Annotated in this window: 6 protein-coding genes and 1 riboswitch; all 6 genes read left to right on the forward strand. The window is 69.5% G+C overall.

The genetic code is table 11. The features are described from left to right. The first annotated feature begins 262 nt into the window (after nucleotides 1-262). The 6 genes from M3U25_RS11335 (at nucleotide 263) to M3U25_RS11360 (ending at nucleotide 11,803) form a co-directional block, all read left to right on the forward strand. Nucleotides 263-2,119 carry a methyl-accepting chemotaxis protein gene (locus M3U25_RS11335; protein ID WP_355498672.1) on the forward strand — a complete coding sequence of 619 codons (1,857 nt, stop codon included), beginning with the start codon at nucleotides 263-265 and terminating at the stop codon, nucleotides 2,117-2,119. 213 nt (nucleotides 2,120-2,332) lie between these two features. Beyond that, nucleotides 2,333-2,433: riboswitch (TPP riboswitch) on the forward strand. A 111-nt stretch (nucleotides 2,434-2,544) separates the two neighbouring features. Next, on the forward strand, nucleotides 2,545-4,422 hold the full coding sequence (gene thiC, locus M3U25_RS11340) for a phosphomethylpyrimidine synthase ThiC (RefSeq protein WP_355498669.1): 1,878 nt from the start codon (nucleotides 2,545-2,547) through the stop codon (nucleotides 4,420-4,422). A 200-nt stretch (nucleotides 4,423-4,622) separates the two neighbouring features. Continuing rightward, nucleotides 4,623-5,288: an ion channel gene (locus M3U25_RS11345; protein ID WP_355498666.1), complete on the forward strand. Its 666-nt coding sequence runs from the start codon at nucleotides 4,623-4,625 to the stop codon at nucleotides 5,286-5,288. Nucleotides 5,289-5,550: 262 nt separating this feature from the next. Further along, complete coding sequence (locus tag M3U25_RS11350) at nucleotides 5,551-7,881, forward strand: winged helix-turn-helix domain-containing protein (RefSeq protein WP_355498663.1); 2,331 nt, start codon at nucleotides 5,551-5,553, stop codon at nucleotides 7,879-7,881. A 120-nt stretch (nucleotides 7,882-8,001) separates the two neighbouring features. Then, nucleotides 8,002-8,898: a helix-turn-helix transcriptional regulator gene (locus tag M3U25_RS11355; protein ID WP_242160528.1), complete on the forward strand. Its 897-nt coding sequence runs from the start codon at nucleotides 8,002-8,004 to the stop codon at nucleotides 8,896-8,898. A 49-nt stretch (nucleotides 8,899-8,947) separates the two neighbouring features. Next, the gene (locus M3U25_RS11360) at nucleotides 8,948-11,803 is read left to right on the forward strand and encodes a TonB-dependent receptor (protein WP_355498660.1); all 2,856 of its coding nucleotides are present in this window, start codon (nucleotides 8,948-8,950) and stop codon (nucleotides 11,801-11,803) included. The last annotated feature ends 187 nt before the right edge of the window (nucleotides 11,804-11,990 follow it).

Here is an 11,990-nt window from a genome sequence, read left to right on the forward strand (position 1 = left end):
GCGGGTGCGCAGCCGCGTGTGGGCCAATGCGGCGAAGCGCGGTGCCGGCGCGTTGATGCGGCGCACCAATCCAGCCCTCGGTCTCCGAGATCGCACCGGGCTGGGGCGTGGCCCGATCCTCGCGAAGGCGGTGTCATGGCCGCGTCGTCATCCTGTCTGCGGCCACGCCGCAGCGCTTGATGAGGATTCCGGTTGCGACGGCTGCCACTGCGAGCGCAGGGTGGGAGCCGATACCATGGGCGCAGCACCGAGGGAGACGACGATGGCCTTGTTCTCACGCAGTCCGGAAGTCGATGCTGCACCCGCGGCCGGCTTGCCGGACGCCCCGATCGCCCTGCTGCGGCTGGAACCGGACGGCCGCATCAGTGCCGCCAACCGCGCGGCCCTGGACCTGCTGGGAGTGACGGCGCAGACCTTAATCGGCGCCACCAGCGAGGCGATCTGGGGCCTGCCGCTGGCCGCCCTGGTCGACGCCGAAGGCAGCTGGCTGGCGCCGGGTGCAGATCCCACGCGCCGCGTGCGTTACCAGCGCGATCGCGATCGCGGCGGCCAGGGCTGGCTGCTGTCGCTGCCGCATCCGGAAACCGCCGCGCTGCTGCGCGATGTCGCCCTGCTCGGCGCCGGCCAGGCGCAGGGCGCGATCAGCCCGGCGCTGCAGGCGCTGGCGCAACGGGTCCACGAGGGCGCGGCCGCGCAGGCGCTGCTGGATCGGGTCGGCGAGCGGCTGACCGGCTGCGATCTGGACCTGGGGCTGCAGACGCCGCTGTCGGCGCAGGAGACCGAGGCGATGCCGGGGCGGCGCCTGTCGGCCGGCTTCGGCAATCTGGCCGAGGCGATCCGCCAGGCGGTGGCGCTGTCGCTGCAGATCGCCGCCGACGTGCCGCACGTGGTGGCCGAGAACGACGAGCTGGCGCGGCAATCGCAGACCCAACTGGATGCCTTGCAGACGGTGCTGGCCACCACCCGGCAACTGCTGCAGGGATTGCACGAGATGGATCGCGACCTGCGCGCGGTGATCGCAGTGGCGGCCAGCGCCGACGACAGCGCACGCCAGGGCGTGGAGGCGGCGCGGACCCTGGGCCAGGCGATGCAGGAGGTGGCGCGGCGTTCGGCGCGCGCCAACCAGGTCATCGAGGTGATCGATTCGGTCGCGTTCCAGACCAACATCCTCTCGATCAACGCCAGCATCGAGGCGGTGCACGCCGGCCCGGCCGGGCGCGGCTTCGCGGTGGTCGCCACCGAGATCCGGCAACTGGCCGAACGCGCCGCCACCGCGGCGCGCGACGTGCGCAGCATCATCGGCGAGACCGGTGTGGCCCTGCAGGACAGCGCGGCCTCGGCGCAGCGCACCGAACAGGTGCTGGGCGGCATCGGCGAACTGCTCGGCCGCGCCAGCGCGGCGATGGACGCGGTGGCCGGTCGCATCGCCACCCAGAGCGGGGAAATCGGCGGCATCGACCGGGCCGTCGAACACGTGGTCGGACTCAGCCGCAGCAACCTGGAGCATGCCGCGCGGGTGGTGCAGCGCAGCGCCGACCTGGCGGCCGGCAGCGAGACCCTGCACGACTGCGTGAACCTGTTCCGCTTGCCGGCCGATCCGATGCAGCAGCCTCGGCATGCGCGGGTGCGCGATCTGGCCAGGGCCGCCGCCGTCGGTATCGGCCAGGCATTCGAGGCCGCGCTGGCGCGGGGGCGCATCACCGAGGATGCGCTGTTCGCCACCGACTATGTCCCGGTCCCGGGCGTCGACCCGCCCAAGTACCGCACCGCCTTCGATGCGCTGTGCGACGAACTGCTGCCGCCGCTGCAGGAGCCGTTGCTGGCCGCGCATCCGTGGATCGTGTTCGCGATCTGCGCGAACGTCGACGGCTACGTGCCGACCCACAATCTGCGCTTCAGCCAGCCGCTCAGCGGCGACCGCGCGCGCGATCTGGTCGGCAACCGCACCAAGCGCATCTTCAGCGACCGGGTCGGCCGCAACGTCGGCCGCCACACCGAACCCTATCTGCTGCAGGTCTATCGGCGCGACACCGGGCAGATCCTGTTCGACCTGTCGGTCCCGGTGCAGGTGCGCGGGCGCCACTGGGGCGGGCTGCGCGTGGCCTACGTGCTCGAGTGAGCCCGCGCGGCACGCGGGCAAAAAAATGCCGCCGGCAGGGCCGGCGGCGATGAGAGAGAGCCCTGATTCTTGTGCGTGCAGGCTAGGCCGGCCAGGTGGCCGCGGTTTGTCGCCGGCGGCGTGGCGTGTGGCGGTGCTGACACATGCGCATGGCGGCTGTGCCGGCGTTCAGGCGCGCCGGTTGGCGGCCAGCGGCGGAAACGGGTCTAATAGCCGCAGAAGCGGGGGTACCGCCGGCGCAGGCCGCGGTTGAGACAGTCCCTTCGAACCTGATCCGGTTGATACCGGCGTAGGGAAGCTTCGCAAGTCCGCCGCGGGCGCCTGTGCGCACGTGGCGGGCCCGCGCCGCCGCTTCGTCCGAGATGCGAGTCCGCTCGCACCCGTCCCGCCTCCGCCGCGGGTCACTTGAACCAGGACGAACGCCGATGAACGCCGTACCCAATCCGCTGCAGCAGCAGACCGATACCTTGTCCGCGGCGGTGACCCGCCCGATTCCCGGCTCGCGCAAGATCTTCGTGCAGGGCTCCCGCGCCGACCTGCAGGTGCCGATGCGCGAGATCGCGCTGACCCGCACGCCCACCGTGTTCGGCGGCGAGGAGAACGCCCCGCTCACCGTCTACGACACCTCCGGGCCCTATACCGATCCGCAGGCACGGATCGATCTCGGCGCTGGCCTGGTGCCGTTGCGCGCCGCCTGGATCGCCGAGCGCGGCGACAGCGTCGCGCTGGCCGGGCTGAGTTCGCAGTTCGGCCGCGCGCGCGAGGACGATGCACGCCTGCAGGCGGTGCGCTTCCCGGCCCGGCGCCTGCCGCGGCGCGCCCGCGATGGCGCCAACGTCACCCAGATGCATTACGCGCGGCGCGGCATCGTCACCCCGGAAATGGAGTTCGTGGCGATTCGCGAGAACCAGCGCCTGCAGGACCTGCGCGATGCGCAACTGCGCGTGCAGCATCCCGGCGAGGCGTTCGGCGCCGCCATCCCGCAGCAGATCACGCCCGAGTTCGTGCGCGCGGAGATCGCCCGCGGCCGCGCCATCCTGCCGTGCAACATCAACCACCCGGAAAGCGAGCCGATGATCATCGGCCGCAACTTCCTGACCAAGATCAACGCCAACATCGGCAACAGCGCGGTCAGTTCCGGCATCGCCGAGGAAGTGGAGAAGCTGGTGTGGGCGATCCGCTGGGGCGGGGACACGGTGATGGACCTGTCCACCGGCAAGCACATCCACGAGACCCGCGAATGGATCGTGCGCAACGCGCCGGTGCCGATCGGCACCGTGCCGATCTACCAGGCGCTGGAGAAAGTGGACGGCCGCGCCGAGGAACTGACCTGGGAGATCTTCCGCGACACCCTGATCGAGCAGGCCGAACAAGGCGTGGACTACTTCACCATCCATGCCGGGGTGCTGCTGCGCTACGTGCCGCTGACCGCGAAACGCGTCACCGGCATCGTCTCGCGCGGCGGCTCGATCCTGGCCAGGTGGTGCCTGGCGCACCATCGCGAGAACTTCCTCTACACCCACTTCGAGGATATCTGCGAGATCATGAAGGCCTACGACGTGGCCTTCTCGCTGGGCGACGGCCTGCGCCCGGGCTGCATCGCCGACGCCAACGACGCGGCGCAGTTCGGCGAACTGGAGACGCTGGGCGAATTGACCAGGATCGCCTGGAAACACGACGTGCAGACCATGATCGAAGGCCCCGGCCACGTGCCGATGCAGTTGATCAAGGAGAACATGGACAAGCAGTTGCGCGAATGCGGCGAGGCGCCGTTCTACACGCTGGGACCGCTGACCACCGACATCGCGCCGGGCTACGACCACATCACCTCGGCGATCGGCGCGGCGATGATCGGCTGGTTCGGCACCGCGATGCTGTGCTACGTCACGCCGAAGGAGCATCTGGGCCTGCCCAACCGCGCCGACGTGCGCGACGGCATCATGGCCTACAAGATCGCCGCGCACGCCGCGGACCTGGCCAAGGGCCATCCCGGCGCGCAGGTGCGCGACAACGCCCTGTCCAAGGCGCGCTTCGAGTTCCGTTGGGACGACCAGTTCCATCTCGGTCTGGATCCGGAGAAGGCGCGCGAGTTCCACGACGAGACCCTGCCCAAGGACGCGCACAAGCTGGCGCACTTCTGTTCCATGTGCGGGCCGCATTTCTGTTCGATGAAGATCACCCAGGACGTGCGCGACTACGCCGCCGAACACGGTGTCGACGCCGAGGCGGCGCTGCATGCCGGCATGGCGGAGAAGTCGGCGCAGTTCCTGGCGGCCGGGGCGCAGGTGTACCGCGCCGAGTGAGGTGCAGCGGTCGGCGTGCGGTCCCGCCGACCACTGACCACTGACCAATGACTTGGCGCTTGCGGTGGCCGCATGCGCTTGTGCGCCGCCACGCCTGGGGTGCGCAAGCGCGGCAGGTGCGGCGTGCGTCCAGGGTCATGACCACGGCGCCTTGCGCGCGCACATTTATGATGCGCGCTGGTCGCCACAGGGAATGTCTCATGCTGCGCTATGCGTTCGCGCTGCGTCGCCATCCGTCCGCACTGTTGCTCGCGGTGCAACTGCTGGGCGTGCTGCTGTATCCGTGGATGGAGGACACCGCGGCCGGACGCGCGCTGTTCGGCGCGTTCGGCATCGTGGTGCTGGCGCTGGCGTTATGGGTGGTCAACCGCGGGCCGTCGGCGCTGTGGATCGCCTGCTGCCTGGCGCTGCCGTCGGTGGCGCTGTCGATCGCCGCGGCCCTGCTCGGCAACCCGGCGATGACCGCCTGGGCGCAGTTGCTGGAAAGCCTGCTGTACTTCTATACGGCCGGCAGCCTGATCGCCTACATGCTGCAGGACCACGTGGTGACCCGTGACGAGCTTTATGCCGCCGGCGCCACCTTCACCCTGCTGGCCTGGGCGTTCGCGTTCGTCTTCGCGGTGTGCCAGCAATGGTGGCCGGGCAGCTTCACCGCAGCGGTGGACGCAGCCTCGCCGCGGACCTGGATGGAATTGCTGTATCTGAGCTTCAGCGTGCTGTCGGGCGTGGGCTTGAGCGACGTGGTGCCGGTGCAGCCGTTCGCGCGGGCGCTGGTGATGATCGAACAGTTCGCCGGTGTGATGTACATCGCGCTGGTGGTGTCGCGCCTGATTGGGCTCAGCGTCACACGTCAGATGAAGGTGTGAACGTGGCGTAAAAAAAGCGCGCCCAGGGGCGCGCAGTCATGGAGCGATTATGTGAATTTCGTCGGCGGAGAGAGAGCCTGGATGCGTCGTCGCGGTTGGCGACGGCGACGACTAGAGTAGAATTCGCCGACATGCCGCGCTTGGCGGCATCCGCTGCCTCGTTTTGCCGAGTTTGCTCGTTGGCCTCTGTTGCGAGGCCACGCGTGGCCGCGCCGCCGCCGCATCCGCGGCACTTTCCTCACGGCGTTCTTCGTTGTCCAACATGGTTTCCTCATCGTTCGCCACACCGCCGCTTCCGCATCGGATGCAGGTCGGCGATTGCCTGGTGCTGCTGTCCTTGCGGGAAGTGCATGCGCCACGCGCGCGCCGACCGCAACGGCTCACGCCCAAGGCGATGGGCGTGCTGCGGGTGTTGCTGGCGCAACCGGGCCAGGTGGTGGAGCGCGAGGCGTTGTTGGCGCAGGTCTGGCCGGACACGCAGCCGACCAACGATGTGGTGACCCAGGCCATCACCCAGTTGCGCAAGGCCTTCGCCGCAGGCGAGCGCGGCGAGGCGCCCGTGTACATCGAGACCCTGGCCAAGAGCGGCTACCGCCTGGTGGCGCCGGTGCAGGCCTTGCCTGACGTCGAGGCCGAGGCCGAGGCGGGCATGGCGGTGGCCTCGCCTGCTGACGCAGATGCGGACGCGGACGCCGCCAGTGTGCCGGCCGCCGTCAGCGTGCCGGCGGCGCCGGCCGCGGTGCGACGGCGCCTGCCGCCGTGGCTGGCCGCCGCCGCCGGTGCGGCCGTCATGCTGGTTCTGGCGCTGGCCTGCTGGTGGTGGTTCGCCCGCGAACCCGTGCCTGCCGACAGCGCCGAACAGGAGCGGGTGCTGGGCAGCCCCAAGCGGCCGTATCGGCTGATCACCGCCACCTCCGGATTCAAGCTGGAGCCGGCGCTGTCTCCGGATGGCGCGCAGGTGGCCTATGCCGCGCGCGCCATCGGCAGCGACGGCACGCAGTTGCTGGTGCAGCCGACCAGCGGCGGCGCCGGCAGTACCACGCCGCGCTCGCTGGGCGTCCCGGCCCGCGGCGAGTCCGACCGGCTGCCGGCCTGGTCGCCCGATGGCACGCGCATCGCCTTCGCCCGCCTCGGCGCGGAGCGGCAGTGCCGGGTCATGCTGGTGCAGGCCGACGGGCGCACGCCCGCGCGCGAGGTCGCGCGCTGCGACGACAGCGAATTGCTCAGCTTCGACTGGACCCCGGACGGCCATGGCCTGGTGTTCGGCAGCATGAACGGGCGCCCGGCCGCGCGCGGCATCCGCGTGCTGGATCTGGACAGCGGGCGCTGGAGGGCGGTGGATTATCCGGTCGCCGCCGGCGATTTCGATTACGCGCCGCGTTACTCGCCGGACGGCAAATGGATCGCCTTCGTGCGCAATCCGCAGATGGGCGGGCTGTGGCGGATGCCGGCCGCAGGCGGCACCGCCGAGCCGCTGACCCATGAATTCGCCGAGATCCGCGGCTGGGACTGGGCGCGCGACGGGCGCGGCATCGTGTTCGGGCGCCGCGTCGATGGCGAGACCCGGCTGTACCGGCTGGACACCCAGACCCGGCGCCTGCGCGACCTGGGCCTGAGCGATGCGCAGGCGCCGCGCCTGGCCCGCGACGGTGGCAGCCTGGCGTTCGTGCACCGGCGCCCGCAGTTCGCCGTGTACCGCATCCCGGCCGGCGCGGCGGACGTGCCCCGCGAGCGCCAGCGGCTGTTCGCCTCCACCGGCCGCGACGGGCAGCCGAGCATCGCGCCGGACGGTCGCCAGCTCGCCTTCACCTCCGACCGCGACGGCAGCTATGCACTGTGGTGGGGCGACGTGACCCAGCCGGCCTCGCTGCGGCTGATCGAGGGCGTGCGCCCGGAAACCCGGCAGCCCCTGTCCTGGTCGGCCGACAGCCAGGCGCTCCTGGTCAGCGGCCGCGATGCGCAGGGCGCGTCGGCGATCTACGAGGTACGGCCGCAGTCCGGCAGCGTGGCGGCCCTGCCGGTGCCGGCCGGCGAGCCGCTGCAGGCGCTGTACACCGCCGATCCCGGGCAATTGCTGGTGCTGCTGGGCGAGAGCGGGCGCACCCGCCTGCAGCTGTACGACCGGCGCGCCGTGCCGTGGCGACCCTTGGCGAGCCTGCCGGACGTGTCCCAGGTCCGCACCGATCCCGCCACCGGGCAGATCCTGTTCACCCGGCTCGCACGCAGCGGCCTGTGGCGCGCCGACGCCGGCCTGGACCTGGCCAGCGTGCGTGCCGTGGACGACACCCTGCCATCGCTGTGGCGCTACCGCAGCTGGGCGCTGGGGCCCGATGGCGCGGTGCATTACCTGTTCCAGACCGGCGAATGCGCCAGCCGCCTGGCGCGGATCGGCGGCGGCCTCGGTGCCAGCGTGTGCCTGGACCGCGACCATTTCAGCGCGGTCAACGGGTTCAGCATCGACCCGCGCAGCGGCGACGCCTATGTGTCGCTCGCGATCGAGGACGGCAGCGAGATCGGCTTCATCCGGATGCACGAGCAACCGGAATGGTTCTCGACCATTTCGCACAACTGGTTGATTCGCAAGGACATATAGGTTTCGTAAGTTGTTCGTAAGGGCGTCGTGGCGATTTCGGACAAATATCGCCGGGCCTTCCTGACCTGTCGCCACATTCGGCAAAGACTGCGCACCGGTTTACGTCAAACAGGTGCTCGGATGCGGCAATCTTTCCTGGTCGATCATGGACAACAGCTGGTACTGGACGCGGACGACGCGCCCGCCGGTCCCGCCTGCTTGGGCGCGGCCCGACTGGCCAGCGTGCAGGCGTCGGCGAACGCCTTCACGGTCTGGCTGCAGTTGCGCGGCAGCGCCTGGATCGAGGCCAAGGAGGGGCGTTTCGCCTTGCGCCGCGGCCAGTGGCTGGCCTTCGAACGCGATTCGCGTCCCCTGCTGCAGACCGACCGCGACGGCCTGTGCATCGGCCTGAGCCTGGACGGTGAGGCGCTGAAGGCCTTGGGGCGCATGGCCGACGAGACCCTGTATGCCGGGCGCGGCGAGCTGTCGTTGCGCGAGACGCGCACCGCGCTGCGCTTGTGGCGGCAGGCGGCGGCGAGGCCCGGTGATGCCTTGGCGATGCGGCCGGTGCTGCTGCATCTGGCGTCCATGCAGGGCGAGTTGTCGCGCCGCGTGCAGCGCTGTCCCGGGCGCTCGCGGATGCGCAAGCGCCAGGTGTTCGGGCGCATGCAGCGCGCGCGGCTGTATCTGGACGGCCATCGCGACCGCGTGGTGCGGATCAGCGAACTGGCCGAACTGACCAACTTCTCCGGTTGGTACCTGTCCAAGACGTTCCAGAGCCTGTACGAGGAAAGCCCGCAGGCGCTGTCGGCGCGCCTGCGCCTGGAGCGTGCGGCGGATCTGCTGCGCGAGACCACGATGATGATCGGCGAGGTGGCCGCGGCCAGCGGGTTCGACAACTGCTGCAGCTTCGCGCGGGCGTTCCGTGCGCGTTTCGGGGTCTCCGCCTCGCAATATCGGCATGGCACTACCGTGCCGCCAGAATCGGCAAAGTCTGCGAGCGGCAGCGGCAAAGCAGCCGCGCTCACCGGAACGTAACGTGCCGAGGGCGTCTTAACACGCCCCTAACGTTACCCTGGAGAGATTGATGAACCTTCGCACTCCCGCAGTGCGGCTGGGCTTGCTGCCCGCCAGCATCGCGATCGCGTTGACGCCGGCGATTGCCGGCGCGCAAGAAGCCGCCGCCTCGTCCACCACCACGCTGGACCGGATCGAAATCACCGGTTCGCGCATCCGTAGCGCCGACGTCGAAACCCAGCAGCCGATCCTGACCCTGGACCGCCAGGCGCTGGAGCGCCAGGGCTACACCTCGGTCGCCGACGTGCTGCAGAACCTGACCTCGGCCGGTTCCCCGGCGATCTCGCGCGCCGACGCGCTGGCCTCCGGCGAAAACGTCGGCGGCTACTACGTCGACCTGCGCAACCTCGGCGCCGAGCGCACCCTGGTGCTGCTGAACGGCAAGCGCCTGGGCGCCACCACCTCGGGCCTGCAGGACCTCAGCCAGGTGCCGATGGCGGCGATCGAGCGCATCGAAGTGCTGAAGGACGGCGCCTCGTCGATCTACGGCTCCGACGCCATCGCCGGCGTGGTCAACATCATCACCCGCAAGCGCTTCGACGGCGCCGAGGCCTCGGCCGAGTTCGGCCAGTTCGGCGAAGGCGACGGCAAGACCTCGCAGTACTCGTTCACCATCGGGACCCAGGGCGAGCGCGGTGGCGTGGCGCTGACCGCCGAGTACTCCAAGCAGGATCCGGTGTTCGCCAAGAACCGTTGGTTCAGCCGTGACGGCAGTCGTGGCCCGAACTCCACGCCGAGCAGCTGGAGCCCGATCAGCCAGAACGGCAGCTGGTGCAACCCGCTGACCGTCGATTGCTCGGATCCGGACGTGGCGGTGTGGCAGACCCTGAACCAGGGCGGCAACCCGAACAACCCGGCCGACTACCACCCGCTGACGGCGGCCGAGCGCGCCAACTCCAACCAGCAGATGATGGTGCAGACCGGCGTCGAGCGTAAGTCGGTGTTCGCCAACGCGAACTACGACCTGACCGACTCCATCGTCTTCAACGCCGACGTGCTCTACAACGAGCGCACCACCGATCAGCAGATCGCCGGCTACCCGTACCAGTCCGCCGCGTTCGGCACCCCGCTGGCCGGCGACAGCGCGTTCAACCCGATCGGCCAGGACATCGACTTCCGCCGCCGCCTTTGGGAAGTGCCGCGCACCACCGAGAGCAAGCTGAAGACCACGCGCTTCGCGCCGACCATCAGCGGCTCCTTCGAGTTCGCCGACAAGAGCTGGGACTGGGACGTCGGTGCGCTGTGGAACCGCAACGAGAGCACCAAGACCGGTCACGGCGACATGAGCCTGATCGCGGCGCGCCAGGCGCTGGGTTCGTCCTTCATCAACGCCAACGGCGTCGCCCAGTGCGGCACCGCCGCCGCGCCGGTGTCGCTGAGCGCCTGCCGTCCGTGGAACCCGCTGCTGCCGTACGGCGTGGCCGGCCCGGGCTCGCTGGCCGATGCGGACACGCAGGCCTTCCTGTTCCCGTACTTCACCGACACCGGTCTGACCAAGACCACCAGCTACACCGCCAACCTGAGCGGCACGCTGGCGACCCTGCCGGCGGGCGACCTCGGCATCGCGGTCGGCTACGAGCACCGCAAGGAAGAAGGCCGCTTCTCGCCGGACGCCTTCGCGCAGTCGGGTGAGAGCACCGGCCTGGGCGCCAAGACCACCGCCGGCAACTACGATCTGGACGAGTTCTACCTCGAGTTGAACGTGCCGATCCTGGCCGACATGGCGTTCGCCAAGCAGCTGACCCTGAACCTGGCCAGCCGCTACTCCGACTACAGCAACTTCGGCGACACGGTGAACTCCAAGTTCGGCTTCACCTGGAAGCCGATCGACGAGCTGCTGGTCCGCGGCACCTACGCCGAGGGCTTCCGCGCCCCGACGATCAGCGATCTGTACGGCGGCCTGAGCAGCAGCTTCGAGTCCTACGTCGATCCGTGCGGCGTGGGCGCGCCGAACAGCGTCAACGGCAATGCGGCGTGTTCCGCGGCCGGCGTTCCGGTCGGCTACACCCAGCTGGGCCAGGGCTACGTGCCGTGCACCACCTATCCGTGCCAGACCCCGGACGAGTTCATCAGCGGTTCCAACCCGAACCTGAAGCCGGAAACCTCCACCAGCAAGACCGCCGGTCTGGTGTGGAGCCCGCGCTGGGTGCAGGGCCTGGACATCTCGCTGGATTGGTACCGCTACGAGATCAAGGACATGATCATCGCCGATAGCGTGGACCGCATCCTGCGCGACTGCTACGTGCTGGGCAATGCCGAGCGCTGCGCCGGCGTGACCCGCGCCGCCGACGGCCACATCTCGGCGATGACCTACGGCGTGGCCAACCTCGGCCAGATGGAGACCGAAGGCTACGATCTGGGCATCCGCTACCGTCTGCCGGAAATGGCGTTCGGCAAGATCATGATCGACTGGCAGACCAGCTACGTCAGCAAGTACGACGAAGCCGGCCAGAACGCCGCGGGCGACAACATCACGATCGGCCGCGTCGGCGAGCCGGGCATCTTCCGCGTGCGTTCCAACCTGGGCGTGAACTGGGCGATGGGCGACTTCGGTGTGAACTACACCCTGCGCTACTACTCCGGCATGAAGGAAAGCTGCATCTCGCTGGCCACGGACTACTGCGATGCGCCGGACCACTTCGCCAACGGCGAATCCGATCCGCTGCGTCACACCGGCTCCAACACCTTCCACGACCTGCAGGTCAACTGGAAGGCGCCGTGGGACGCGACGATCGCCATCGGTGCGAACAACGTGTTCGACCACCGCGGTCCGCTGATGTACTCGGCCCCGGACAGCAGCTTCGCCTACTACGGCGGCTTCGACATCGGTCGCTACGTGTACATGAAGTACACCCAGCGCTTCTGATCGAGCTGTTGGCGTGACACGAAGACGGGCCGCAAGGCCCGTCTTTTTTTTCACCCAACTGAGGGGAGGCAGGCACACGGCTGACCCGATAAGGTTGGGGCTGTCGAGGCTGCCGCGATGGCGCCTACGTCTTCCTCAAGATCCGCGCCGCCTTGCCCGGTGTCGGGGGAAACATGCTTGATGTCTG

Origin of the sequence: Xanthomonas sp. PPL134, assembly GCF_040595915.1 — a bacterium.
Taxonomy (GTDB): Bacteria; Pseudomonadota; Gammaproteobacteria; order Xanthomonadales; family Xanthomonadaceae; genus Xanthomonas_A; species Xanthomonas_A indica.